This is a genomic window from Aliiroseovarius sp. M344, from assembly GCF_025140835.1.
Taxonomy (GTDB): Bacteria; Pseudomonadota; Alphaproteobacteria; order Rhodobacterales; family Rhodobacteraceae; genus Aliiroseovarius.
This window is the reverse complement of sequence record NZ_CP081153.1, coordinates 2,037,751-2,063,825: the sequence shown is the minus strand read 5'-3', so window position 1 is coordinate 2,063,825 and position 26,075 is coordinate 2,037,751. Positions and strand designations below refer to the sequence as shown.

Sequence of the window (26,075 nt, the reverse complement as noted above, 5' to 3'; positions counted from 1 at the left end):
TTGAATGGTCTGGTCATTTTGCTGCCAGATTGGTTAAGAAAACCTTTCTGTTTGTTAAGGAGAATGAGGATGAAGCTGGAAAAGGCCGAGGCCACGGCCCTGAACGTGTTGGGATGGCTTGTCTCAGACGACGAGCTTTTGCCGGTTTTCATGGGGTCAACCGGCGTCGATCAGGACACGCTGCGCCAAGGTGCTGGCGACGCGGCGTTTCTGGGCTCGGTGCTGGATTTCCTATTGATGGATGACGCTTGGGTGGTGCGGGTTTGCGATGCGCTGAATATGCCTTATCAGGAATTGTCAGCGGCACGCCAAGCCCTTCCCGGTGGGGCACAGGTTCACTGGACCTGAAAAGAAAATGTTCAATCGCCAATGCGATACAGCAGAATTGGAAAGAGAATCCATGCCAATCGACGCCCTTTTATTTGACAAAGACGGCACATTATTTCTGTTTGAAGCGACATGGGAAGGTTGGACGCAGGCCGTGCTTTTGCGCCTGACCGAAGGGGATATGGATCGCGCTCGTTTAATCGGAGCCGACATCGGGTATGATGTCGACGCGCGAAGCTTTCAACCAAACAGCGTCGTCATCGCGGGCACCCCAACCCAGATCGTCGCAGCACTTCGGCGGCATGTTGCCCATTCCGCCGATGAGTTGGAAACACTTCTTAATGAAGAGGCCGCGGTGGTCCCGCAAATTCAGGTTGTAGCTCTGACCTCGTATCTCGACGCGTTGCGTGGGCGCGGATTGAAAATTGGCCTTGCCACAAATGATGCTGAACGCCCTGCGCGCGCGCATTTGGACGCGGCCGGTGTCACGGGGTTGTTCGATTTCATTTCCGGATACGATAGTGGTCACGGTTCGAAACCCGAACCTGGTCCCTGTCTGGCTTTTGCGGTCGCGACCGGTATCGCACCCGATCGCATCGCTATGGTTGGCGACAGCCTGCATGACCTGCACGCCGGGCGGGCGGCTGGCATGAAGACCATTGCAGTTCTGACAGGGCCTGCGAGCAAGCAGGAGTTGGCTCCATTTGCCGACGTTGTTTTGGACGACATCGGGCAGATTCCCCTCTGGCTTGATTCAGCGCAGCGCTAAGCAGGGACCGCCATCAGATCGTTTGTGCATTTCCGGTTTGTTTACACTCGGCTGCTAACGTGGCGGGTGAAACGAGTGTGCAATGACAATACATGGTCTGATTTTTTGGTGTTTTGAAGGGTTTCTCATATTCACGTATGGGATCGCGCACTGGCGTGATATCATGTGCGAACTGGACCTTGGGCATGACAGCTTCGAACCTGTGTTTCGGTATGATGTCGATGTTGCCAATCGTTTGGTGGCAGTGGCCGCTCAAAAACTGGACAAACCGTCGGACACATTACTCGAAGATTTTGGAACCTTCCTCGTGACCGACGCTCGGGTCGAACGGGTTCGGCGTCTGCTACGTTTTGGTGGCGTGAACTATACGGATTTTCTTCATTCACTCGAAGACCTTAGGGGGCGGGCGCAACTTGCCGTTCCCGATCTCGATCTGCCGGCAATCGAATTGGACGAGATCTCAACTGAAGAGTTTGAAGTTACCTGCTTTAGCGCATCACATGGCATGGGTTTTGTTCTGCTGGGCGTCCTTCGTGCCCTTGCCGACGATTACGGCGCCCTCGCTTTTTTGGAACACCTTGGCCGCAACGATCAAAGTGAAACAATATCGGTAAGGCTGCTTGAGATACGCCACGGCGAAGGGCGCGCCTTTCACCTTGCTGCTGCGAGCGTGTCATGACACCCGATACCTCTATTCCAATAGCGCTGCATACACTCGACCAGATGATGCCGATGCACTTGCTGCTCGACGATGGCGCGCGCGTCAGTCATGCAGGCCCCACAATTGTCAAAATCTTCGGCGGTGAATTGGTCGGGCGCAGCGCGTTTTCCCTATTCGAACTTCGGCGCCCTCGGGTGGTTCGGTCTATGGACGATGTGCGGGCTATGGGCGACGCCAAGGTGTATTTGCGCCTGAAAGACGGATCAGGCACTACGATGGTGGGCGCTGTGGCCGTACTACCTGGCAGCAACCAGGTGCTGATGAACCTTTCCTTCGGCTATTCCGTGGTCGATGCAGTTGCCCGCTATCAGCTTGCTGGTTCGGATTTCGCGCCCACCGATCTGACCGTCGAAATGTTGTACTTGATGGAAGCAAAAACAGCGGCGATGGAAGCAACCACCCAACTCGCGCACCGCCTCCATGACGAAAAGGCGGAAGCGCAGGTTGAAGCGATGACAGACGGGTTGACCGGCCTGCATAACCGACGCGCCTTTGACGCCAATCTTAACCGTCACATTGGGAAAGGCGGTGTATTCTCGCTGATGCATATCGACCTCGACTTTTTCAAAGCGGTGAATGACACACTCGGTCACGCGGCAGGGGATGCCGTCTTGCGCGAAGTCGCACGCGTCTTGACGGATGAGACGAGAGAATCGGACATGGTTGCGCGGGTCGGCGGCGACGAGTTTGTCATTCTTTTTGGACGCTTAGCGGAAGAGGACGTCTTGGAAAGCATCGCGACGCGGATCATCTCGCGGCTTGAGTGTCCGATTGCATTTGCCGGGCAGGAGTGCCGAATTTCAGCCAGCATCGGCATTGCGCGCAGCAATGACTATAACCCAGCGACGGCGGATCAGATGGCCGCCGACGCCGATCTGGCGCTTTACATGTCCAAAGACAGGGGCCGCGCCTGCATGACTCTTTTCCGACCGGAGTTTCGCCAGTCGGCGCAACAGGCTTAGCACAGCCTTCACGTCGTATCTGGCGAAACGTCGCCTTGAGCCTGTGAACGTCGAAAGGATGCCGTTTGCATGGCTTGGGCCCGATATCGGGAGCGCAGAAATTCATCCAGCAGGTGCCTTTAGGCGCGCTCCTGTCGGCAGAGCGGCATAAAAATCGCGATCAAAGTCAAATTGATCGGACTGTTTTTTCGGCATGTAGGGGAAGAAGTGGCAGCCCGTAGGGGAATCGAACCCCTCTTTCCAGGTTGAAAACCTGGCGTCCTAACCGATAGACGAACGGGCCACTCTGTCGGTGAGGGGGTTTTTAGGAGAAAGGTTCGAGCCGTGCAAGAGGGATTCTCAGCTTTTTTGAAAAAACTGGAAGGCCCATGAAAATCAGGCTTTTGCCGCGTCTTCTAAGCGTAATTGAGGGCTGGTACGACCCTGCCATTGGTTGATTTCGAGTCGTCCCGCCAAATGGAACCGTTGACCCCCATGCTGTTCCAGTGCCGGGCCAAGCGGGCCATCAAATGCCCCGAAAGCGATGGCGTCGATACGGGTGCCAAGCCCGTCTCCGAAACTGACCTTCAGATGGCTTTGGCCAACCCGTTTTGCAAACAGAATCTGAACCTCGGGAAAGGCGAACCGAGGGGCGGGCGCAGACGCGCCAAACGGTCCCGCTTGTTCCAGCGTTTCGATCAATTCAACTGTCGCGGCTGACGGCATCAACAGCGCGTCAATCTTCAGATCGGCCGCGCCCAGGTCACCTGCACCTTGTTTGGCGAGCAGCTCTGACAAGCGCGCCATGGCAGGTTCCAACTGATCCCGCGTCAGGCTGAGCCCGGCAGCCATCTTGTGACCACCGCCCTTGGTGATCAATCCGTCGGCCGCAAGCCTTTGGATCGCCGCGCCTAGGTCGATGCCCGAGACGGATCGCCCGGATCCTTTGCCGTCCTCGCCGTCGAAGCCAATCACAACAGCTGGCCGATTGGCGGCTTCCTTTAAACGGCTTGCTACAATACCGACCACGCCGGGATGCCAGCCATCTGCGGCGGCCCATACCAAGGGTGCTTGCAGGCCGCGTGCTTCCGCCTGTTCCATCGCCGCGTCTTGCACACGGGCCTCAATTTCGCGGCGCTCAGCATTGAGTTCATTCAGCTTTTCGGCGATAGACCGCGCTTCGTTCATGTCCGTTGTAGACAATAGTCGCGCACCAAGGTCGGCCTTTCCGATCCGGCCGCCCGCATTCACACGTGGCCCCATCAGATAGCCAAGATGATAGGCTCGGGGCGCTTCGTTCAACCCTGCGACGTCGGCCAACGCAACCATTCCTGGGCGGTTGCGCCGCGCCATGATTTTCAAGCCCTGACGAACCATTGCGCGGTTTGCGTCGGTCAACGGGGCCACGTCGGCCACCGTGCCAAGCGCCACGAGGTCCAGCATTGAAATCAGGTCGGGACCCGCGCGTTCTGCATCGCGCAGCAGGCGTCCGAGTTCCACGAGCAGTAAGAAAACCACGCCAGCGGCACACAGGTAACCGGGTGCATCAACTTCGTCTTGCCGGTTCGGGTTCACCACCGCGTTTGCATCTGGCAAGACCTCGCCGCCAAGGTGGTGATCCAGCACCACGACATCCGCCTTTTTGGCGCGCGCCGCCGCGATGGGCTCAAAGCTGAGCGTGCCGCAATCGACGCAGATGATCAGGCTGTGGCGCTGCGCCAATTCTTCCATCGCGGGCGTGTTTGGACCATAGCCTTCGTCAATACGGTCCGGGATATAAAGCGTGACGTCACGACCAAAATGGCGAAACCAATCGATCAGAAGGGACGCCGACGTTGCGCCATCGACATCATAATCGGCGAAAATGGCGACCTTTTCGTTCTGGTCGAGCGCTTGCAAGATACGGGCCGCGGCGGCCTCCATATCTTTCATTTTTCGCGGGTCGGGCAGAAGGTCGCGCAGGGTTGGGTCAAGGAACCCCGGGGCGTCCGCTGCTTGCAGGCCGCGCCGGGCCAGCACTTTGCACAACGGTGCGGGCAGGTCGGTTTGCTGCACCAAAGCTTCGGCCTGACGGTCGATCTCGGTTGTGGGACCCACCCAGCGGCGACCTGTGATCGAGCTGTCGACCCCTAGAAAGCTGTTCATGCCATCACCTCGTCGGTCGTGCAGACATGGGCGAATTCGCCGTTCAGGTGATCGAGCGCTGCGGTGTGGATCTCTTCTGCCGTCGGTCCATCGCTCGCGCGCCATCCCGCGTTTGCGTTCCCGGTAAAAGCTGCGCAGGCGTCGTGGGGCAGGGTGACCTGAAAGCCTAGGTTTGCGGCCATACGCGTGGTGGTCGAGACGCAATGCGGCGTGGTCAACCCGCAGATCACGACCGCGGTGATGCGCGCCTTGTGCAACTGGTCTTCCAAATCCGTTCCGATGAAAGCCGAGTTCACGTTTTTCGTCAGGACCGGTTCCTCGGCAAGAGGGGTGACTTCGGGTTTGAAATCAATTGCGCCGCCGGTTGGGTTCAACGGGCTTCCGGGGGTCACAGACAGGTGCTGAACGTGAAAAACGGGCCAGTCGTTCGCCCGCCAATGGGTCAGTAGTCGGGCGGCGTTCGCCTCGGCTTGCGGGTTGTTGCGGGCGCCCCAGACGGGGTCATCAAACCCTTTCTGGATGTCGATCAGGATCAGCGCCCGGCTTTCTGTCATCAGCTGGCCGAAACAGGGTTGCGATAGATCATGCGGCGTACGGAACCGGTTTTTGACCGCATCAGCAGGGTTTCTGTGGTCAGAAAGCCCGGTTCGCGTTTGATGCCTGATACAATCGAACCATCGGTGACGCCCGTTGCGGCAAAGATCACATCTGCGGTGACCATTTCATCGCGGGTATAAATGCGGTCCAGATCGGTGATGCCGGCTTTGGCTGCGCGGCCACGTTCGTCATCATTGCGGAAGGTCAACTGACCCCACATCTGACCACCCATGCATTTCAGAGCCGAGGCCGCCAGCACGCCTTCAGGCGCGCCGCCGCTGCCCATATACATGTCGATGCCGGTGATGTCGGCTTCGGCACAGTGGATAACGCCTGCCACGTCACCATCGGTGATCAGGCGGATCGCCGCACCGGTTGACCGGATGCCTTCGATCATTTCCTCGTGGCGCGGGCGTTCCAGCACACAGACGGTGATATCGGCCATTTTGCATCCGCGTGCCTTGGCCAATGCCTTGACGCGTTCAGCGGGGGACATCGCCATGCTGACCACATCCTTCGGATAACCCGGCCCAATCGCCAGTTTCTCCATATAAACATCGGGGGCGTGCAGCAATGTGCCGCGCGGGGCCATGGCAATGACGGTCAGCGCATTGGGCATGTCTTTTGCGGTGAGCGTGGTGCCTTCCAGCGGGTCCAAAGCGATGTCCACGGCGGGGCCTTCACCGGTGCCGACCTCTTCGCCGATATAGAGCATGGGGGCTTCGTCACGTTCACCTTCGCCAATCACCACGGTGCCGTGGATTTCGAGAAGGTTCAGTTGGTCGCGCATCGCGTTCACGGCAGCCTGGTCTGCGGCCTTTTCATCGCCCCGTCCCACAAGGGTGGCGCTGGCCATCGCGGCGGCTTCAGAAACACGAGCCAGACCCAGCGAAAGCATGCGGTCCTGGAAAACGACTTTATCGGCCATGATGGGCAATCCTTACTTAAATTGGTTGATCACGGGTTTAGTGCCCGGGCGGGGCAGGGGCAAGGGATTTGGTCGGTTTTTGCCTGTTTAGACGGTGCGTGCGTCGCGACTTCGGATGAGGCCCTGAAACAGAAGCGCGATCATCGTGCCGTTCAGAAGATGCCAGATGAAATGGGTGCCGAGCGGCCAGATGGCACATAGGTGCATATCAAGGGTGCGCAGGGTCAGCGAGACCATGAAAGTCGCTGTGGCTGCGGCTACCCAAGGCGCAATCGGGTGCCCCTTGCGGTGGCTGAGAAAGGCGAAGGCCAGCAATGCGAGTACCGCAGGCAGGTACTGCTCGGATCCGTTCAGCAAAGTGTTTGCGGGTTCTTCGGCGTGGCTATGTGTGTGGGTGATCTCGGGTTGTCCGGCGATAGCTTGGTTGTCGGCCCCGTCGCCTCCGAAGGCAAATAACAGGGCAAAGACGGCGACCACCACAGCCAGCCCAATGCCAATACGACCAGGCCGCACGCCACCGATCCGGTGGATTGCAACCAGCACAAACAGCAGGACAAAGGTCCAGATCGGGACCACGTCCGCCAATTCGGACCATGTGTTTGCGAATGTATGAAACAGAAAGCTGCCGACCCCGATCATCGCGGCCAGTGCAATCAGGATCACCGTCATCACGTCCGTTCGGTGACGCTTCTTTGCTTCGACCCAACCCCAAAGGGCAGCCCCAATGAAGGACAGGTTCGACAGGGCGTTCAAAGGTTCTGCCCAGAATTCCGGCCCGGTCCGCTCGCAATAGATGTCGATGGCGGCAAGCCAATCCATCGTTGGATCAGACTTCTTCGATGCGAATGGCCACTGGTTCGCCGTCGACCACCCCGGTTTTTGCCAAACCGGCCAACGCCGTATCCAGCGCGTCACGCGTACACTTGTGGGTAACAATCAGCACGGGTGCCAATTTCTGCTGATGGCTGACCTGACGCATCCGGTCGATCGAGATGCCAGCGTCGCCCAGAACCGCAGCGACCTTCGCCAGTGCGCCGGGTTTGTCCAGCAGGATCATGCGCAAGTAGAAGGGGGCAGGCTTCATCGCTTTCACACCCGTCACAGGGCGCAACGTGTCAGCCGGCTGGCCAAATGTCGCGAGTTTAAACCCGCGCGCAATGTCCATCACGTCGCCCATGACCGCGCTGGCGGTTGGCCCTTCGCCTGCACCGGGTCCGCGCAGCACGACTTGTTCAATCGCGTCGCCTTCGACCACCACCATGTTGGTGCCGCCTTCCAGTTGCCCCAAAGGCGAGCCGTCTGGCACAAGGCAGGGGCTCATGCGCTGTTCCAGCCCGCGGCCTGTCATCTGCGCCACGCCCAGCAATTTGATGCGATAGCCCATTTCGGCTGCGTGTTCGATGTCTTCCAGCAAGATACGCTGGATGCCTTCCAGCTCAACCGCGTCGAAATTCACCTGTGTGCCGAAGGCGATGCTGGACAAGATCGCCAGCTTGTGGCCCGCGTCAATCCCACCCACGTCAAGGTTCGGATCGGCTTCCAGATAACCAAGTTCGGCGCATTCCTCGAACAGGGCGTTATAGCCGCGTCCGGTGGCCTGCATTTGCGTCAGGATGTAATTGCAGGTGCCGTTCATGACACCCATGATGCGGGTGATCTCGTTGCCCGCCAGCCCTTCGGTCAGGGCTTTGATGATCGGAATGCCACCTGCAACTGCCGCTTCAAAGCGCAGGCGAATGCCAGCCGCTTCGGCGGCCAGCGCCATTTCCTGCCCGTGATGCGCCAACAGTGCCTTGTTGGCCGTCACGATGTCTTTACCAGCCACAATCGCAGCGTCACAGGCGTCCTTGGCGGGGCCTTCATGGCCGCCCATCAGCTCGACAAACACGTCGATGTCATCGCGTTGTGCCAGCGCGACGGGATCGTCTTCCCACGCATAGCCTGACAGATCGACACCTCGATCTTTGTCACGTGACCGGGCCGAAACAGCGGTGATTACCACGGGGCGACCCGCACGATCTTCCAGCAAGGCTGCCTGACGACGGATGATCTTGATCACGCCGATGCCGACGGTGCCAAGACCTGCAATCCCAAGGCGCAGGGGGCTGTTGTCACTCATGTCGCTCTCCGTCGGCTGTAATGTCATTTGGCGACGTGTAGCCAATGGCTGCGTGCGGTGCAATCCACAGGGGCAAGGTTCGGACAAATTTCTGAGGGGTTTAAGCGGTTCAGGACGCGTCCAGTGCGTCCTTCATCTTATCCTCGGTCATCGGGTCGACCACCGTTGCGCCGCGCAGGGCTTCGGCGCGCGCGCGCAGGTCGGCGGCCCGTGCAGCCAATGCGTCAACGCCGTCATCGGTTTGCTGGGTCTCAACGTTGGCCTGTATTTCGCTGATTGGCACGATTTTTGGAAACGGCGCATTTGCGGCAGCACCAGTTGGGAAATCGGGCGCAGGGGCGCAGGCCACCAGCAGGCTGGGGAAGATCGCGATAAAGGACAAAGCGCGCAGTGGCATCGGGGCGGTCTCCTGTTCGGGCCAAGCGGACTGGGCGATCATAGCTTTCCGCCTGTAGGGCTGCAAGGCGGCGCGTGACACTTTGGGTTGGATTTGAACAATCGTTCAGTTATCACTGCACTATGGCGCGGAAAACCGGATCACATAGCGAAATCACAGGCCCAAAGGTGCGCGAGGCCGCCCTTGCGCTTTTTGCACGGCACGGGTTCGCAGCCGTTTCGATGCGCCAGATCGCGGCAGAGGTCGGCGTGCAGGCGGGCGCGCTTTATCTTTACACCAAAGACAAGCAAAGCCTGCTGTATGATCTGATGCAGGCTCATATGGATGAACTGCTGGGCGCGTGGCAGGTCGAACCCAAAGGCGATGGCGCGTTGTCCCAGTTGGAAGCCTTTGCCCGTTTTCACATCCGCTTTCACCTTGAACGCCCCGATGCGGTATTCATCGCCTATATGGAACTGCGCAACCTCTCGGATGAGAATTTCGCGGCGATCGAGGCGTTGCGCCGCACCTATGAAGGTAAGTTGGAGGCGATCTTGCGGGCAGGCCACGCCGAAGGGGTGATCACCGCCCCCGATGTGCGCCTGACCACGATGGCCTTGATTGCCATGCTGACCGGGGTGAACACTTGGTATCGCGAGGGCGGGCGACTGTCGCGCGACGCGGTGGCCGATATCTATTGGGACATGGTGCGCGGTGCTGTCAGGGCCTGATCCTGTGCGGCGGCCACTGGACTCTGGCAGCCTTCACGCCGATATATAGATCATGTCACTGCCACCCGGTTTCCTAGATGAATTGCGCAATCGTCTGAGCCTGTCACAGGTTGTCGGGCGCAAGGTGATATGGGACCAGCGAAAATCCAATCAGGCCAAGGGTGATATGTGGGCGCCGTGCCCGTTCCATCAGGAAGCCACACCTTCGTTTCACGTCGATGACCGCAAGGGGTATTACTATTGCTTTGGGTGTCACCAGAAGGGTGATGCCATTTCATTTGTGCGCGAGACCGAGAATGTCGGGTTCATGGAAGCGGTCGAGATACTGGCAGGTGAAGCCGGGATGCAAATGCCCGCCCGCGACCCCAAAGCGCAGGAAAAAGCAGATCACCGCACGCTGCTGGCCGAGGTTATGGAGATGGCCGTCAACCATTTCCGGCTGATGCTGAAAACCGGCGCAGGCACTGCGGCCCGTGAATATCTGACGCGCAGGGGGCTGAGTGATGCTGCGCTGGAGCGATGGGAAATCGGCTTTGCGCCCGACGCGTGGCAAGGGCTGTGGGATCACCTGAAGGGCAAGGGGGTCGCCGATGATCTGATCCTTGGCGCAGGTCTGGCCAAACCCAGCACCAAGGGTGGCAAACCCTACGATACGTTCCGAAATCGCATCCTGTTCCCGATCCGCGATGCCCGTGGGCGTGCGATTGCCTTCGGTGGCCGTGCAATGGACCCTGAAGAAAGCGCGAAATACCTGAACTCGCCTGAAACTGAGTTGTTTGACAAAGGGCGCAGCCTTTACAATCAGGGCCCGGCGCGCGAGGCGGCAGGCAAAGGCCAGCCGTTGATCGTTGCCGAAGGTTATATGGATGTGATCGCCCTGTCCGAGGCCGGGTTTGGCGCAACGGTCGCCCCGCTTGGCACGGCCATTACCGAAGACCAATTGCGCCTGCTGTGGCGCATCGCCCCCGAGCCCATTATCGCGCTGGACGGCGACAAGGCCGGGCTGGCGGCGGCCATGCGGGTGATCGACAATGCGTTGCCAATGTTGGAAGCCGGGCAAAGCCTGCGGTTTTCGATCATGCCAGAAGGCAAAGACCCGGACGACCTGTTGAAGGAAAGTGGCCCTAAAGCCATGCAGACGTTGATCGACGCGGCCATTCCGATGGTTGATCTGCTGTGGCGGCGCGAGACGGAAGGCAAGGTTTTCGACAGCCCCGAGCGCAAGGCCGCGCTGGACAAAGATCTGCGTATCGCGATCGCGCGCATCAAGGATCCCTCGATCCGGTCGCATTATGGGCAGGCCATCAAAGACAAACGGTGGGACCTGTTCCGTGCGCGACCCAAAGGGCAGGGTGCAGCACGCGCTCCGTGGAAACCCGGCAAAGGCAAAGGGTGGACACAGACGCCTCCGGTGCAGCCATCGACCAAAAGTTCGCTTCTGGCGACGGCAGATGAACAGGGGCAAGAGGTGCTGCGTGAGGCGGTGATCCTTGCGGTGCTGATCCGACGCCCGGACAAGCTGGAACTGGTGGAAAGCCGGATGGAACGGCTGGAAATGATCGGCCCGGATCATGGCGCATTGCAGCGGGTGCTGTTGCGCCATGCCCATGAAGGGGCCGAAGTGCTGGAACGCATCATCACCGAACGATTGGGGGTCGCCGCCCTTGAAAAACTCTATGCGCTCAACCATGTGCGGATCACACCCGCAATGCGACACCCGGACGATGATGAAACTGTCGAGGCCTGCCTGAATCAGGAACTGATGAAGTTGGAAGCGCTGCGCGGGCTTAAGCGCGAAGTGGCGGATGCGGCCCACGACATGGACACGCTGCCGGATGAGGGCATGACATGGCGGTTGGGGCAGGCGGCCGAAGCGCAGCAGAAAGCGCAACGCAGCCAGACCGAGGACAAAGCCACCTATGAGGTTGCTGATAACGGGACGCTCTTGAACCGCGATGAACGCGATGCGTTGAACAAGCTGTTGGCGCAAATCGACCCCTCAAAGGGGAAAAGGAAATAACAACACCGCCAGAGGGTCTGGTCTTTTGGTAAAGACCCGGCAAAGAATACAGGTTAAATGGGTTGGCGAATCACTGATTCGGGGTGATGATTCGGCCAATCCGAATCACCGACGAGGTGGGGCATCTTTTCGGCCGAAGTCGGAAGCCTCATAACCGCCAAGCAAAGTGCAAGGAGGGCCCATGGCCGCCAAGGACACCGCCAACGACCGCAAAGACGATCAAGACGACGACGCGATGGGCGACGTAAGCCAGACAGCGGTCAAGAAGATGATCGCTGAGGCGCGCGAAAAGGGCTACATCACTTACGATCAGCTGAACCAGGTGCTGCCGCCCGATCAGGTCAGTTCCGAGCAAATCGAAGATGTGATGTCGATGCTGTCCGAGATGGGCATCAACATCATCGAGGATGAAGAGGCGGAAGAGGAAGAGAAGGGCTCGACCGATCTGGTGACCCAATCAGGTGCGCGCGAAGTCACCGTTGCCACCGCTGAAACCGAAAAACTGGACCGCACCGACGACCCCGTCCGCATGTATCTGCGCGAAATGGGGTCGGTCGAATTGCTGAGCCGTGAGGGCGAGATTGCGATCGCCAAGCGGATCGAAGCTGGTCGCAATACAATGATTGCCGGGCTGTGCGAAAGCCCTCTGACCTTCCAGGCCATCACGATCTGGCGTGACGAACTTCTGAGCGAAGACATTCTTCTGCGTGATGTCATTGATCTTGATGCCACGTTTGGTAACGCGATGGAGGAAGAAGAAGGCACGGAAAGCGTTGCGGGTGCATCTGGCTCTGACGGTGCTGCATCTTCTGACGGCAAGAAAAAGAGCGAACCGGAACTGGACGCGGATGGTAATCCGATTGCCACCGACGACGATGATAACGATGACGAGGATGAAGCCGCCAACATGTCGTTGGCTGCGATGGAAGCTGCGCTGAAACCGCGTGTCCTTGAAACGCTGGAACTGATTGCGCGCGATTACAACAAGCTGTCTGAAATGCAGGACCTGCGGATGTCCGCGACCCTGAACGAAGATGACAGCTTCTCGAAAAAAGCAGAAGGGGCGTATCAAAAGCTGCGCTCTGAAATTGTTGAGCTGGTGAACGAATTGCACCTGCACAACAACCGGATCGAAGCGTTGGTGGACCAGTTGTACGGTATCAACCGACGGATCATGTCGATTGACTCGGCGATGGTGAAACTGGCCGATCAGGCACGGATCAACCGTCGCGAATTTGTCGATGCTTATCGTGGTCGCGAATTGGACCCCACATGGCTTGAAGACATGGCCAGCCAATCGGGCCGTGCGTGGCAGGGCTTTATTGAACGTTCGACTGACAAGGTCGAACAGTTGCGCAGCGACATGGCGCAAGTGGGTCAGTATGTCGGCGTCGACATCCCGGAATTCCGCCGCATTGTACAGCAGGTTCAGAAGGGCGAAAAAGAGGCGCGTCAGGCCAAGAAGGAAATGGTCGAAGCCAACCTTCGCCTCGTGATTTCAATCGCCAAAAAGTATACTAACCGCGGCCTGCAATTCCTCGACCTTATTCAGGAAGGCAACATTGGCCTGATGAAGGCGGTCGACAAGTTTGAATACCGCCGTGGGTATAAATTCTCGACCTATGCGACGTGGTGGATCCGTCAGGCCATTACCCGTTCGATCGCGGATCAGGCCCGCACGATCCGTATCCCGGTGCATATGATCGAGACGATCAACAAGCTGGTGCGCACTGGTCGCCAGATGTTGCACGAAATCGGTCGCGAGCCGACGCCAGAAGAGTTGGCCGAAAAGCTGCAGATGCCGCTTGAGAAGGTTCGCAAGGTGATGAAGATCGCCAAAGAACCAATCAGCCTTGAAACCCCGATTGGGGACGAAGAAGACAGCCAGCTGGGTGACTTCATCGAGGATAAGAATGCCGTGCTGCCCTTGGACAGCGCCATACAGGAAAACCTCAAGGAAACCACGACCCGCGTGCTGGCGTCGCTGACTCCGCGCGAAGAACGCGTGCTCAGGATGCGTTTCGGTATCGGCATGAACACCGACCATACGTTGGAAGAGGTGGGGCAGCAGTTCAGCGTGACCCGCGAACGGATCCGCCAGATCGAGGCGAAGGCGCTGCGCAAGCTGAAGCACCCCAGCCGGTCGCGGAAATTGCGGTCCTTCCTGGATCAGTAAGATAGACGCTTAGGAAGGCGCTTTTTAGCGCCTTCTTATTCAGCGGCTACGAATTCGGTAGTGTTCTCAAAAAGGTCTTTGATTTCTTTGATCGCACCGGCAGCCCCCGCTATCGCTGCAATCGACCCAAGGACCGAATTAACAAGCGATAGCAAATACTTAATGGCTTTCACAGCTTGCTTCCTGACTTCCTTCGCGATGAAGTTTATGCCGGTCATCTTTGCATGCAATGAATGGCCGGTCAGCCCATGCTCGTGGAGTTGTTCTGGTTGAGCGTCGCGAATTTGACCGGGTAGGATTTTAAAAGATGACTTCGTTTCTTTGTCAAAGGCGGACAAAATAGTCATCTGTATGTCGTAACTGTATGTAAGGCCGAAATTTTCCGGTGCTCGAAAAAGATCGCTGAGGAAGCTTTTTAGCTGAGATAGGAAATTACTAATCGTTTCATATGGATTGCTGTCTGGTGCGGTATGAATATCGAATGGCATAGAAAGGTCCTCCTAGTGTTGGTTGCGGAATTTTTTCCAAGTCCAGAGGTTGCAATATGGTCTGCCGGCAACCCGGCAGTTACGCGTTATTGATGCTGGCGATGACCCAAACCTTGGTCGAACATGTTAAAATTTAACAGCCGTCGATCAGCGATAGTTTAGCATATCTGTGCGAGTAATAAAATTTTTCGCACGCGCATCAGCGACGGCGATGTTCGAGTTCGAAGGTCGAATGACGATGTCGGCAGGGCGGTGGTTCAGCCTATCGCCACATTTTTGCCTTTATTTGACCGTGAAGTTTGCTGTTCAGAAGCGGAAACGAATCTCGGTCAATTATGCCGGTTCTGAGCGTGCAGGGGTTCTCGCACCCATCTAATGGAGAAATGCGCGCCCTCCATTCCCCAATGAAATGAAACGCACCGCGGAAACAATCTGTTTTTGTCGATTTGCGCGTGAGGTGACTCGGTTTCCTTTGAATTGGGGCGGAAATGTGGCGATAATATGAACATATTAACTGGTCGCTATGTTTGACCAAAAATACTTTTCTAACTGGGGGGCTATGATGCGTAATTTGGTGGGCGCACACGCATATGAGATGGGCCTTGAGAGGCCAACAATGAATATTCCCAAGCAAATTCAGCTGGCGCAGCGTAATGGCCGGCCGGACGTTCGGTCCGGGCGGCTGGTCGCGCTTTTAAAGCTGGAAACGCGGCGGAAGGATGGGCACGTCGCACGGCGTCCCGCTTTACTTCCGCTATAGGGGACCGCGGTTTCCGGTGCTTTAGGGCAGACCACTCACGCGAACAAAGGCGGATAGGGTGCCGGCCCTGCCGACCTGACTTTGATCGCCTCAGGTGCCGGAAAGCCAAGGATGGGGGCCTTGCGTGTGTTGCGCAGGTGACGTCATATCAGTGCCATGGGACATGGTTTTTTGATCAAGACGCAAGGCCCCGGCCTTTACGAATTCACCACAGATGTGACCAATTGGGTCAGGGACCAGCCGATTGAGGTTGGTCTGTTGACGCTGTTTGTCCGACACACGTCCTGTTCGCTTCTTATTCAGGAAAATGCTGACCCTGAGGTGCAGACCGACCTTCAAAATTTCTTTCACCGTCTGGTGCCGCCGACCTCGGATCCGTCGATGTCATATCTTACACACACTTATGAAGGACCCGATGATATGCCCGCCCATATTAAGGCGGCGATGATGCCCGCAAGCCTGTCGATCCCGATACAGTCGGGGCGATTGGCTTTGGGAACATGGCAGGGGATTTATCTGTTTGAACATAGAAATGCGCCGCACACCCGGCAGGTGGCGGCGCATCTAGGCCCTTAAGGCGCATGGCCCAGAGCGGTAAGCGTTGTCGCTTAGTCCTCCAGAACGAAGGTCACCATCAGGTTCACCTGATAATGGGCAACCTTGCCGTTTTCGACTTTCACGGATTGCTCTTTGACCCAGGCGCTGACGACGTTGCGCAGGGTGTCCGAAGCGCGCTCGACGCCTTTTGCGACGGCATCGTCAAAGCTTTTCGATGAAGTGGCAGAAATCTCGGTTACGCGTGCAACTGACATGTTCAGTCTCCTTTTTGTTGAATTTGCGGCACAGTGCTTCAGTCTGCGCATGGGTTTCAGGGGAAGGGAAATCAAACTTTCCCCCTTGCCCCAACTTATGGCGCATGTTGGGCCGCATATTTCCTACTACACAAGACCTAGAGGCTGGCCTATAGTACCTGTGGATAACTGGGCGAAAGACCCAAAAACCGAGGTCCGAACAGAGAAGAGGAAGGCCGATGCGCTGCCCGTTTTGCGGAAATATTGATACTCAGGTGAAAGACAGCCGTCCGGCCGAAGATCACGTTGCCATACGCAGGCGCAGATTTTGTCCGGCGTGTGGGGGGCGGTTTACAACCTATGAACGTGTGCAACTGCGCGACCTCGTGGTGGTGAAATCAAACGGTCGCCGCGAAGATTTCGACCGCGAGAAGCTGGAACGCTCGATCCGCATTTCGATGCAGAAACGCCCGGTTGAGCCGGAGCGCATTGACCAGATGATTTCGGGCATTGTGCGGCGCTTGGAAAGCATGGGTGAAACCGACATTCCATCAAAAACCATTGGTGAAATTGTGATGGAAAGCCTGGCCCGGATCGACACCGTCGCTTACGTGCGTTTTGCGAGCGTTTACAAGAACTTCCAGGCAGCAGACGACTTCGACAAGTTCGTAAGCGAGCTTCGTCCAGGCGTCGCGCCAGAAGACGAGTGACCCAATCTGACACGCGCTATATGCGTCTGGCCCTGTCGCTTGGGCGACGGGGTCTTGGCCGCTGTGCGCCCAACCCGGCTGTGGGGTGTGTGATCGTCAGGGACGGACGGATTGTCGGGCGAGGGTGGACCCAACCCGGCGGGCGGCCCCATGCGGAAACGGTGGCGTTGGCGCAAGCCGGGGATCAGGCGCGCGGTGCGACCGCCTATGTCACATTGGAACCTTGTGCCCATCACGGACAAACGCCGCCTTGCGCTTCGGCTCTGATTGCGGCGGGGGTTTCGCGGGTGGTTGTGGCCCTTGGCGACCCTGACCCGCGCGTGGATGGCGGTGGTATCGCTGCTTTGCGCGAGGCCGGGCTCATGGTCGAAGTCGGTCTGTGCGCAGACGAAGCCCGCGCCGATCTGGCTGGTTTTCTGACCCGCGTGACGCGAGGACGCCCGATGGTCACGCTGAAGTTGGCCAGTTCGTTTGACGGACGTATCGCAACGGCGTCGGGGGACAGCCAGTGGATCACCGGGGATGAGGCACGCCGCCATGTCCATGCAATGCGCGCCAGTCATGATGCTGTGATGGTTGGGGCGGGCACCGTGCGGGCGGATGATCCGTCGCTGACCGTGCGTGGGCTTGGTGTTGAACATCAGCCGGTCCGGGTGGTGTTATCGCGTCATCTGGATCTGCCGCTGGACAGTCAACTGGCGCGGACCGCCCGCGATATTCCGGTCTGGATTTGCCATGGACGCCGCGCGGCACCAGAGCTGGTGTCAGCCTGGGCAGGGATCGGCGCAGAGATGATTGAAGCGGGCGAAACCCAAGGCGCGCTGGATCCGGTTTCGGTCTTGCAGGCGCTCGGCGATCGCGGTTTGACCCGCCTCTATTGCGAAGGCGGCGGCAGCCTTGCGGAGTCGCTTTTGTCCGCTGGGGTGGTGGACGAGCTTGTGGGCTACACAGCTGGGGTTGCGCTTGGGGCCGAAGGGCGGCCGTCGCTTGCTGCGATGGGGATTGGTCGGCTGGCCGAAGCCCCGCGCTTTGATCTGGTCGAGACACGCGCCATCGGCGGCGACATTCTGCACCGTTGGCGTCAGCGCCACAGATAGGCGTAGCTGGCGAAAAGTCCCTGCAATTTCGACAAGATGCGTGTGCCCCGCGAGGCGCGTGTTGGCGTTCCGGTTGCCAGCCGCTCGACCACAACCTCGACCGGGCAGGCGGTGCCGGTCACCGGGTCGTGATATCGCGGATAATCTATCAACACGGCATGAGCCAAAGCGGTCAGGTCCGGGCGGGCGGTGCGACGGTCGGGGACCGCGCCCAAATCTGTGGTTAACCCCCAGCCAGCGTAGAACGGCGCGCCAAGGCAGGTGACTTTGCACCCCCGCAACAAGGCTTCAAAGCCAAGGGTGGAGGTCATGGTCCAAACCTCGTCGACCGCATCGATCAGACCGATCGGGTCTGCGTTTTCTGCCACCAGATCCACAAGATCGCGCAGTTGGTCGGTCGGGATTGCGCCCGCGCGCAGCCCGGCTTCGACATCCGGATGAGGTTTGTAGATGAGGGTCGCGTCCGGGTTATCGGCCCGGGTGCGGCGGAGCAGGTCAAGGTTTGTGGTGACGATATCGGTCCCCAACCGGATCGAGGCATCATCTTCGACCTGACCCGGCACCAATATTCTGCGACCGACCGGCAGGTCGGCAAGGTCGGCGGGCAGCGGACGATCCAGATTGTATTTGCCCAAGCCTGACGATGTGATTGACCCGATCAGCCGTTCGGCGCGCGCGCGGGCGTGATCGGGCAGGGTGGTCGAGGCGGCGATCCAACGCTCTAAACGGCTTTCACGGGTTGGATCATAGTAAATACCAAGATCATCGCGGACCAGCGACAGGGGCGGAACCAATTCGGCCCCCAGCCCACGGGATCGCAGAACCCCGTCTTCGATCCGCAAAAGGGGGGTGTGGGCTTGGTGGGCAGGCTGCTCTTTCCCGGCCCAGACCATCAGCGGTCGCTGAACATCGCTGGCCCCTTTGGCAGCACGGTCCGCCTTGTCATCGAAGATCATCGCCGGACCATCCGCGAAAAACTGCGCCAATGGGCGACGTTTCCACAGGCGCATGCCGCTGGCCACATAACCGCGGTAGTCTTCTCGCCACGCGCGGGCGCGGGCGTCCAGCGTGTCGAGCACCTGTTCGATCTCGCATAACGCGTCACGATAGGGATCATACCATGTCGGGTACAGGATCATCGCCCCCGCAAACAATTGCGCGCGGGTCAACTTTCGCTGGCGTCGATCAACTGGCCGCTCGTCTACCGTCAGGCCCCAGCCGGCGTAGAAAGGCTGCCCGAAGACATTGGGTTTGTGCCCCGCCAAGATCGCCTCGAACCCCAACCCGGAGCTGACGGTATAGACCGCCTGCGCGCCGTCCAGCAGCGCCCACGGGCTGACGGGATCGGAGATCAGACGCACCTGATCGTTCTCATCTTCTGTTCCGAAATGGCCATCACGGTGACCCAGTGTGGTTTCCGGATGGGTCTTGATAAGGATGCGTGCGTCCGGGTGGTTGAGGCGCGCGGCAACCAGCATCTCGCGAAATGTGTTTTCGGATGCGCCTGCATGAGTGATCGAGGCATCATTGCGGGTCTGGTCAATCACCAGCACATAAGGCGCGTCGGGGACGGGTAGGGCCGGGTCAAAGGCGTTGTATTTTGACAGATGCGTGTGGCGCATTCGGTCCATCGCTTCGCGCGCCCGCCGCAATGTGTCGCTGTTGTCCAATGGGTCAGTCGCAAGGATATGTTCCAGCCGCGAGGGTTGCGAACTGTCAAAATGAACACCCATATCGTCGATCAAAAGACCCAGAGGGGCCTCGCCGGAACGGCCCGGCAGGACGGATCGCAGAAACGCGTCTTCGACCCGGATCACAGGGGCGTCGCGGCGGTTGGCGACGGCCTCGCCCCGACCCGATGTCGGGCTTTTGCCCCATGTGCCGACATGATCGCCGTCTTTCGGAAGGCCCACCCGCACGTCCCAACCCGACAGCGTCAGGATGCGCCGGATGCGCGATTGGGTCAGAAAGCCGCCGTTGTAAACATAAAGCCGCCGAAGGGGCGACCCTTCAGCGGCTTTCTCGATATCAGGTGGTTGGGCCATTTTGCCCTCGGGATTAATCGGACGACCCGGCCAAAGACTGGTTCAGCGACGCGATCGAGCCTGCCGTGGCCAGTGACCCGGTCAGCGCGGACAGAGCTTTGGTCCATTGCGTATAAGGCGCTTCGGTCACGTATACAGTATCCCCGTCACGGATGATGAAATCACGCGCCATGAACATGCCGTTGGGTTCTGTCAGGTTCAGCACATAGATCATGCGCTGCGTTCCCCTAATGTCGCGGCGGCCCAATACATTATTGGCAACGTCTGCGTCCTCATCGCGCAAGATGAACACGCCTTTGGGATCAGCAGAGGAAGATGACAAACCGCCCACCTGTGCAATGGCTTCCATCGCAGACAAGGTTTGGGTTTCAAATCGGACACGGCTTTGGCCGCCGGTCGCACCAAGTGCTGTAAACGAGCGCGTGTCTTCTTCGACCAGAATGCGGTCACCGCCGCGCAGGGCGATATCGGTTTCCGGGTGATCGAAAAGGTCTTCGAACCAAACTTCGCCGGTTTCAGATCCCCGGTTCACTTTGATCTTTGCAATTTCGGGTGAAATGGCAACGCCGCCAGCCTTGGCGAGCATTGCATTTAGAGTGCGGGTGGGGCGTTCAATCGGATACACACCCTGACCGCCAACTGCGCCCGTGATGGTCACGGTGGATCCGTCGCCGGCAAGGCGGCGCACCACGACCTGCGGATCGGGCGTTTGTTCCGCCAGTTTGCGGGTGATCACGCGGCGGATCGTCTCGGGCGAGTTGCCCGAAGCTTTAATCCGGCCTGCATAAGGAATGAAAATGAAACCTGAGCCGTCGACCTGCATCTCTTCAAGCGACGCTGGCGCACCAGCCGTGGTCAGAATGCCATTGTCAACATTTTCCCAGATCGAAATACCCAGCGTGTCGCCCGGCTGAACAGTATCTGACCCAACCAACGGCGCATTGGCAAAATTACTGCTGAAGCCCAGCGGCGGGACGACTGCTGTTGCCCGCGTGACATGATCGTCAACTAGAACCGTGATAGCATCTTTTGATTGAACGCCCGTCTGCGCGATCAATTCGCTTTTGTTTGGCCCTGTCCGGGGAAGGCCGCAAGCACTAAGCGATACGACCAACGCACAAAGGGCCGCTGTACGGACCGACGTCTTGCCTACGATGTTCACTGCTCGGCTCCTTCTGGGCATTTTGCCTCGATTATTATCCTGCGAACCTACGGGCCAGCGTACGGCAAATCCAGTATTTCCTTGTTGAGAGCTTAATTTACGACGCGCAACTGTTGCCGAGGTGCCGCTGTTCCACGCTTAAGCGCTTGGTAGGGATCGTCGGCTGCCAGCATCATATCAACCACTTGGCGCAGCAATTGGCGCCGTCCGCGAGACGCGTAAAAGCCACCCGTCACTTGGCTGGTTTCCAGCAGAAAGTGACGATAGTCGCGATAGGCGCGGCTGTCGGGGCGGGACGGCAGATCGAAAAACTCTTCGATCGGTTGCGACGAAACAAACTCGGGTTTGTCAAAGACTGCGTCGCCGAAGACCTTCAGAGGCAAACCCCGCCACAACACCTGTTGCGCCGCTGTCGAATTGACGGTCACAGCCGATCGTGCGTGGTCCAAGAGCTTTGCCAATTTGCCACCGCGCACATAATGAACCCGATCAAGGACGCCGTATTTCTGTGCAATGCGACGAATTTCTTTGCGCTGGGGCACACGCCCGTCTTCCAGCGGGTGCGCCTTGAAGACAAGGTGATGATGGGTCGGTGCGCCTCTGGAAAATCCTTCAATCACAACTTCAAGAAACTCTGTCATCGTATTGAACGGGCTGTGATTTTGGAAGCTCGAGTCGTGCTCCAGCTGTAACGGAACAAGATGATAGGGAAAGCCCCCATACTTGATACGCAATGTGGCGGCGATCCGGTCGGCGGCGATAAAGGGCATCAGCAACAACCGCATCAGATAAAGGTTCAACTCATGCCCGACGCTTAATGCCCGGTGTGGTTGGAAGTTGCGATAGCGACGGTTCGCGAACATCACGAACCAATGATACAACGCGCCATAGAACACGTGATGGCGCATGTCGCCCCAGTGGGCTGGCGCTTCCGGGATATCAAGTTCGGCATTGGCCAGGATATCCTGCATCTGGCTTACGCCCATCTGCATCAGGTGGGAATTGCCGTTCGACCCCTCACGCTCATACGTGACCCAATAGGGGCGTAAGTAACCTTCTTCGAACACGTGGATGCCCAGCCCGCGCGCCTTCGCGATCTCGACCGCCTGAGCGTGGATTGGGCGCGTGTCACCGTATAGGACGATATCGGTGATAGTGTGTTGATCCAGAAGGTCGGAAAAGTGGTCGGGCCATGCTGTGTGTGGCTCGGTAAAGGGCAGGAAACTCTCGCGATCACGCCAGAAAACTTCGTCCCCTTTGTTGAAACCTACGCGCCACACTTTGGCACCAGCGGCACGAAGCATGCGACCCAACTGCCAAAAGAAAGGCCCGTGTGGGCCTTGCAGAAGCAGGAACCGTCGTTCTTGGCCGGTGATTGTGCTCATCGTGTTTCCATGCGTTTTGCGCGCTTTAGCTGCCTCAGTCGCCCCAGGACAGCCCCTTTTGGCTTGCCTCACCCTATTTTGGAAGGGGAACCTTTCGGTTCTGTTAACCCTACCTTTGGGCAAAATTATGACCTCGGACCCCATCCAAACACGCCAGCGAGGTTCGTGGCGCTTGGCAAGCCCGCCGGGTCGCGGTAGGTCAAAGACAACACATGCCGACGGCAAGGAGAGGTCATGTTCACAGGGATCATCACCGATATAGGGCGCGTCGCCGCGCTGGAGCAAGCGGGTGATATGCGGGCGCGGATCGAAACCGCCTATGACACCGGCGGCATCGATATCGGCGCGTCGATCGCCTCGGATGGGGTGTGCCTGACGGTCGTCGCGCTGGGCGATACTTGGTATGACGTTGAAATATCGTCGGAAACCGTGTCGAAAACCAACCTTGGCGCTTGGGACGTCGGCCACAAGGTCAATCTTGAACGTGCTTTGAAGGTCGGGGACGAGTTGGGCGGACATATCGTATCGGGTCATGTGGACGGCGTGGCCCAGATTGTGTCGATGAAGGTCGAAGGCGACAGCACCCGTGTGCGATTTCGCGCGCCTACGGATCTGGCGCGATTCATTGCGCCCAAAGGGTCGGTGGCGTTGAATGGCACATCCCTGACGGTGAATGAGGTTGAGGGTGATGAGTTCGGGGTGAACCTGATTTCGCATACCAAAGAGGTGACCAACTGGGGGCAGGCCAAGGTTGGCGACCGGGTCAACCTTGAGATTGACACACTGGCCCGTTACGTGGCGCGGTTGGCTGAATACGGCTAAACCACGATCTCTGTTTGAAATATTCGGATATGGGCATATGATCCGAGTGACGCCGCAACTGCGGACCCTCAAACGGAGCCACTCATGACCCTGATCCGCCCAACCCGCCGTGACCTTCTGCGCCTTGCCGCCGTTGCCCCTGCTTTCGCCATGCCCGCCACGGCGCGTGCCATGCTGGGCGCACCGACGTCTGGCAACCCGGCGCATTTCAGCTTCACACTGGGCGAGGCGAGGCTGACTGTTGTATCGGACGGCTATTTTTCGCTGCCCGGAAGCGGGCTGGCAGTGAATGCGCCCGAGGACGAGCGGCTCGCGTTCCTCAAAGATCATTATCTTGATCCAGAGCGCGGTTATTCCCACACCAACCACCTTTATATCGAAATCGGCGAGGCGCGGGTGTTGGTCGATGTCGGCTCTGGCACGCGGTGGTTCGATACGACAGGGCGGTTGATAGGCAACCTAGAGGCCGCGGGCATTGACCCGATGGGCATCACCCATGTGGTGATCACCCATGCCCACCCGGATCACATCTGGGGCATCCGCGATGATTTCGACGAGCCGATCTTCCCGGACGCCGAATACATCATAGGCGAGGCCGAGCGTGCCTATTGGCTGCAGGACGGGCTGGTCGATCAGGTGACCCCCGAACGCCAGCAATTTGTTGTCGGCGCGGTCAATGCAATCAACGCCGATGGGGTGGAATGGACGCTCGCGGGGGGCGAAACCGAGGTCGTGCCCGGTGTGCGCCTGCTCGACAGCCCCGGCCATACACCTGGCCATATGTCGGTGATGATCGACAGCGGCGGACAACAACTGATCGCCACCGGCGACGCGTTGACCCATGCCTATACCAATTTCGCCCATCCCGAGTGGTATAACGAGACGGATGACGACGGCGACCTGACCGTCACCAGCCGTCGCAAGATCCTCGACATGGCGGCGTCAGACCGGATCGCGGTTCTGGGCTATCACTTCCCATTCCCCGGCGTGGGCCACGTGCGCCGCGTCGGCGACGCCTTCCAGTTTGTGCCGGCGTTGTGGCAGTTCTGACGAAAGCGGTTGATTTCTTGCAATCACTGCATAACTCTCTCTGTGATTGAGTGGAGAGTTGTTAATGGTTGAGAATGGTTTAGCAGCGCATGCCGATAACGCAGTTGTTGCGTTGCTGATTGATGGTGAAAATATATCAAGTGCCTTGGCGGGTAAGATTATCGTGGAAGCGGGCAAATTTGGCGACCTGATAGTCAAGCGTGTTTATGGAAGTGCATCACGTATCAAAGGCTGGGATGAGGCCCCTGGTATCAAACTGATTCACACGGGTTCTGGTAAGAATGCTGCAGACATCGCGCTTGCGCTCGATGCAGCAGAGTTGAGCTTTTCGGGCCGTATTGAGAAATTTGCGTTGGTAAGTTCAGACGGAGATTTTTCCCACCTTGCAACCTTTCTAAGAGAGCGTGGGCACATTGTGTCGGGGATAGGTGAAGCAAAATCACCGGCGAACTACCGCAAGTCCTGTTCAGTTTGGACATTGTTAAACACCAACCCTGATGATTTGGATGCCCGCATTCTTGCGGAGATGCAAAAGCAGGAAGACGGGTTGTTAATAAATCGCGTTAGTCCAACGATCCGCACGGCTCTGAGTATCACGCTTACCGATCTGGACGAAAAAAACTGGCGCAAGTATTTCGAAGCCCGTTTGGATAGGTACGAGATCACAGGCGAGGCGCAACAGACCCGAATTACAGCGCGTTAGCATTGTCGGCTGTCGCCTTTGCTCTGGCAATATCCGCCCCGCTGCGTTAGTCACCTGCCAGTTTGAAGGGAACGCGCCATGAGCGAACGCAGCACATATGAAACGCCGGGCCCGGTCGAGGCCAGCTTGTCCGACGCGATCGCGACAGCCGAAGAGATCATTGAAGAGGCTCGGGCGGGGCGGATGTATATCCTCGTTGACCATGAGGATCGCGAAAACGAGGGTGATTTTGTCATTCCCGCCGATGCCTGCGACGCGGCGGCGGTGAATTTCATGGCCACCTATGGTCGCGGCCTGATTTGTCTGCCGATGGAAGCCGCGCGGATCGAGGCGCTGGGCTTGCCGATGATGTCGATGCACAACTCCTCGCGGCACGAAACCGCGTTCACCACGTCGATTGAGGCGCGCGAAGGCGTCAGCACGGGTATTTCCGCCGCTGACCGTGCGCTGACCGTTGCGACTGCGATCAATCCAGACAACGGCCCGGCCCAGATCGCGACGCCCGGCCACGTCTTCCCTTTGCGCGCGCGCAATGGTGGCGTGCTTGTGCGGGCAGGGCATACGGAAGCTGCCGTTGATATTTCACGTCTGGCCGGACGCGCACCCGCAGGTGTAATCTGCGAGATCATGAACGAAGATGGCACCATGGCGCGGTTGCCGGAACTGGTCGAGATTGCCCAGAAACACGGCCTGAAGATTGGCACGATTTCGGACCTGATCACCTATCGCCGCCGAAACGACAACCTTGTGCGCGAAACCTCGCGTGAGGTGATCACCTCGCAATATGGTGGCGAATGGGAGATGCGGATCTTCACCGACCTGACCCACGAAATCGAGCATGTGGTGCTGATCAAGGGCGACATCTCGACCCCCGAGCCGGTTCTGGTGCGCACCCATGCCCTGCAAGAGGCGCAGGATGTTTTGGGTCTTGGCCCGCGCCCCGCTGATGAATTGCCGCGCGCGATGCAGATCATCGCGGATGAGGGCAGGGGCGTTGTCTGCCTGTTCCGTGAACCGCGCAAGACGCTGCATGCCAACGACGATGATGACGGCCCGCGCACGGTACGCCAGATCGGGCTTGGCTCGCAGATCCTGTCCACGTTGGGGCTTCACGATATGGTCCTTTTGACCGACAGTCCCGAAACCCGCTATGTCGGGCTGGACGCCTATGGGCTGACCATCACCGGCACCCGCCCCATTCAGAAGGATTGA

General features: G+C 58.4%; 25 protein-coding genes and 1 tRNA gene. 14 read left to right on the top strand and 12 right to left on the bottom strand.

What is annotated here, in order from left to right; all coding sequences use genetic code 11:
• The first annotated feature begins 63 nt into the window (after window positions 1-63).
• The 4 genes from K3556_RS10050 (at window position 64) to K3556_RS10035 (ending at window position 2,779) form a co-directional block, all read left to right on the top strand.
• Window positions 64-348: a DUF3572 domain-containing protein gene (locus tag K3556_RS10050; protein WP_260516659.1), complete on the top strand. Its 285-nt coding sequence runs from the start codon at window positions 64-66 to the stop codon at window positions 346-348.
• A 52-nt stretch (window positions 349-400) separates the two neighbouring features.
• A complete protein-coding gene (locus tag K3556_RS10045) occupies window positions 401-1,096 on the top strand; it encodes an HAD family hydrolase (protein WP_260516658.1) in 696 nt (231 codons plus the stop codon).
• 82 nt (window positions 1,097-1,178) lie between these two features.
• Entirely contained in the window at window positions 1,179-1,775 is a 597-nt protein-coding gene (locus K3556_RS10040; protein ID WP_260516657.1) for a heme NO-binding domain-containing protein, read from the top strand.
• Window positions 1,772-2,779 carry a GGDEF domain-containing protein gene (locus K3556_RS10035; RefSeq protein ID WP_260516656.1) on the top strand — a complete coding sequence of 336 codons (1,008 nt, stop codon included), beginning with the start codon at window positions 1,772-1,774 and terminating at the stop codon, window positions 2,777-2,779. Before K3556_RS10040 ends, K3556_RS10035 begins: the two co-directional genes overlap by 4 nt.
• Before the next feature lie 208 nt (window positions 2,780-2,987).
• Here the strand turns inward: K3556_RS10035 and K3556_RS10030 are convergent.
• From K3556_RS10030 to K3556_RS10000, 7 genes are all read right to left on the bottom strand, one after another.
• Window positions 2,988-3,062 (bottom strand) — tRNA-Glu (locus K3556_RS10030).
• A 92-nt stretch (window positions 3,063-3,154) separates the two neighbouring features.
• The gene (gene recJ / locus K3556_RS10025; protein ID WP_260516655.1) at window positions 3,155-4,903 is read right to left on the bottom strand and encodes a single-stranded-DNA-specific exonuclease RecJ; all 1,749 of its coding nucleotides are present in this window, start codon (window positions 4,901-4,903) and stop codon (window positions 3,155-3,157) included.
• Entirely contained in the window at window positions 4,900-5,457 is a 558-nt protein-coding gene (locus K3556_RS10020) for a cysteine hydrolase family protein (protein WP_260516654.1), read from the bottom strand. Before K3556_RS10020 ends, recJ begins: the two co-directional genes overlap by 4 nt.
• On the bottom strand, window positions 5,457-6,428 hold the full coding sequence (gene glpX / locus K3556_RS10015; protein WP_260516653.1) for a class II fructose-bisphosphatase: 972 nt from the start codon (window positions 6,426-6,428) through the stop codon (window positions 5,457-5,459). Before glpX ends, K3556_RS10020 begins: the two co-directional genes overlap by 1 nt.
• 87 nt (window positions 6,429-6,515) lie before the next feature.
• Entirely contained in the window at window positions 6,516-7,247 is a 732-nt protein-coding gene (locus K3556_RS10010) for a ceramidase (RefSeq protein WP_260516652.1), read from the bottom strand.
• Window positions 7,248-7,254: 7 nt separating this feature from the next.
• Window positions 7,255-8,547, bottom strand: a complete 1,293-nt coding sequence (locus tag K3556_RS10005; RefSeq protein WP_260516651.1) for a homoserine dehydrogenase — start codon at window positions 8,545-8,547, stop codon at window positions 7,255-7,257.
• 109 nt (window positions 8,548-8,656) lie between these two features.
• The gene (locus K3556_RS10000) at window positions 8,657-8,986 is read right to left on the bottom strand and encodes a hypothetical protein (protein ID WP_260516650.1); all 330 of its coding nucleotides are present in this window, start codon (window positions 8,984-8,986) and stop codon (window positions 8,657-8,659) included.
• Between the two features lie 80 nt (window positions 8,987-9,066).
• On the opposite strand from K3556_RS10000, the gene K3556_RS09995 reads away from it, so the two are divergent.
• The 3 genes from K3556_RS09995 (at window position 9,067) to rpoD (ending at window position 13,850) form a co-directional block, all read left to right on the top strand.
• Window positions 9,067-9,654, top strand: a complete 588-nt coding sequence (locus K3556_RS09995) for a TetR/AcrR family transcriptional regulator (protein ID WP_260516649.1) — start codon at window positions 9,067-9,069, stop codon at window positions 9,652-9,654.
• A gap of 52 nt (window positions 9,655-9,706) precedes the next feature.
• The gene (dnaG, locus tag K3556_RS09990; RefSeq protein ID WP_260516648.1) at window positions 9,707-11,674 is read left to right on the top strand and encodes a DNA primase; all 1,968 of its coding nucleotides are present in this window, start codon (window positions 9,707-9,709) and stop codon (window positions 11,672-11,674) included.
• A gap of 181 nt (window positions 11,675-11,855) precedes the next feature.
• Window positions 11,856-13,850 carry an RNA polymerase sigma factor RpoD gene (rpoD, locus tag K3556_RS09985; protein ID WP_260516647.1) on the top strand — a complete coding sequence of 665 codons (1,995 nt, stop codon included), beginning with the start codon at window positions 11,856-11,858 and terminating at the stop codon, window positions 13,848-13,850.
• A 35-nt stretch (window positions 13,851-13,885) separates the two neighbouring features.
• Here rpoD and K3556_RS09980 read toward each other — a convergent pair whose 3' ends face one another.
• A complete protein-coding gene (locus K3556_RS09980) occupies window positions 13,886-14,338 on the bottom strand; it encodes a hypothetical protein (protein WP_260516646.1) in 453 nt (150 codons plus the stop codon).
• 916 nt (window positions 14,339-15,254) lie between these two features.
• On the opposite strand from K3556_RS09980, the gene K3556_RS09975 reads away from it, so the two are divergent.
• On the top strand, window positions 15,255-15,674 hold the full coding sequence (locus tag K3556_RS09975) for a secondary thiamine-phosphate synthase enzyme YjbQ (protein WP_260516645.1): 420 nt from the start codon (window positions 15,255-15,257) through the stop codon (window positions 15,672-15,674).
• Window positions 15,675-15,706: 32 nt separating this feature from the next.
• Here the strand turns inward: K3556_RS09975 and K3556_RS09970 are convergent, their stop codons facing one another.
• Window positions 15,707-15,910, bottom strand: coding sequence for a dodecin family protein (locus tag K3556_RS09970; RefSeq protein WP_260516644.1), 204 nt, complete (start codon window positions 15,908-15,910; stop codon window positions 15,707-15,709).
• A 218-nt stretch (window positions 15,911-16,128) separates the two neighbouring features.
• Here K3556_RS09970 and nrdR point away from each other — a divergent pair, with 218 nt between their 5' ends.
• Window positions 16,129-16,599, top strand: coding sequence for a transcriptional regulator NrdR (nrdR, locus tag K3556_RS09965; protein WP_260516643.1), 471 nt, complete (start codon window positions 16,129-16,131; stop codon window positions 16,597-16,599).
• A 20-nt stretch (window positions 16,600-16,619) separates the two neighbouring features.
• Window positions 16,620-17,696, top strand: a complete 1,077-nt coding sequence (gene ribD / locus K3556_RS09960; protein ID WP_409557776.1) for a bifunctional diaminohydroxyphosphoribosylaminopyrimidine deaminase/5-amino-6-(5-phosphoribosylamino)uracil reductase RibD — start codon at window positions 16,620-16,622, stop codon at window positions 17,694-17,696.
• On the opposite strand, the gene K3556_RS09955 is transcribed toward ribD, so the two are convergent.
• The 3 genes from K3556_RS09955 to K3556_RS09945 form a co-directional block, all read right to left on the bottom strand.
• Window positions 17,681-19,741, bottom strand: coding sequence for a capsular polysaccharide biosynthesis protein (locus K3556_RS09955; RefSeq protein ID WP_260516641.1), 2,061 nt, complete (start codon window positions 19,739-19,741; stop codon window positions 17,681-17,683). The genes ribD and K3556_RS09955 overlap by 16 nt on opposite strands.
• A 13-nt stretch (window positions 19,742-19,754) precedes the next feature.
• Window positions 19,755-20,903: a polysaccharide biosynthesis/export family protein gene (locus K3556_RS09950; RefSeq protein WP_260516640.1), complete on the bottom strand. Its 1,149-nt coding sequence runs from the start codon at window positions 20,901-20,903 to the stop codon at window positions 19,755-19,757.
• A gap of 92 nt (window positions 20,904-20,995) precedes the next feature.
• Window positions 20,996-22,288 carry a capsule biosynthesis protein gene (locus K3556_RS09945; RefSeq protein ID WP_260516639.1) on the bottom strand — a complete coding sequence of 431 codons (1,293 nt, stop codon included), beginning with the start codon at window positions 22,286-22,288 and terminating at the stop codon, window positions 20,996-20,998.
• A 234-nt stretch (window positions 22,289-22,522) separates the two neighbouring features.
• Between K3556_RS09945 and K3556_RS09940 the strand changes: the two genes are divergently transcribed.
• The 4 genes from K3556_RS09940 (at window position 22,523) to ribB (ending at window position 26,075) form a co-directional block, all read left to right on the top strand.
• Window positions 22,523-23,110: a riboflavin synthase gene (locus K3556_RS09940; protein WP_260516638.1), complete on the top strand. Its 588-nt coding sequence runs from the start codon at window positions 22,523-22,525 to the stop codon at window positions 23,108-23,110.
• An 84-nt stretch (window positions 23,111-23,194) separates the two neighbouring features.
• Window positions 23,195-24,160, top strand: a complete 966-nt coding sequence (locus K3556_RS09935) for an MBL fold metallo-hydrolase (RefSeq protein ID WP_260516637.1) — start codon at window positions 23,195-23,197, stop codon at window positions 24,158-24,160.
• Window positions 24,161-24,206: 46 nt separating this feature from the next.
• Window positions 24,207-24,863, top strand: a complete 657-nt coding sequence (locus K3556_RS09930; protein ID WP_260516636.1) for an NYN domain-containing protein — start codon at window positions 24,207-24,209, stop codon at window positions 24,861-24,863.
• A gap of 78 nt (window positions 24,864-24,941) precedes the next feature.
• Window positions 24,942-26,075 carry a 3,4-dihydroxy-2-butanone-4-phosphate synthase gene (gene ribB, locus K3556_RS09925; RefSeq protein ID WP_260516635.1) on the top strand — a complete coding sequence of 378 codons (1,134 nt, stop codon included), beginning with the start codon at window positions 24,942-24,944 and terminating at the stop codon, window positions 26,073-26,075.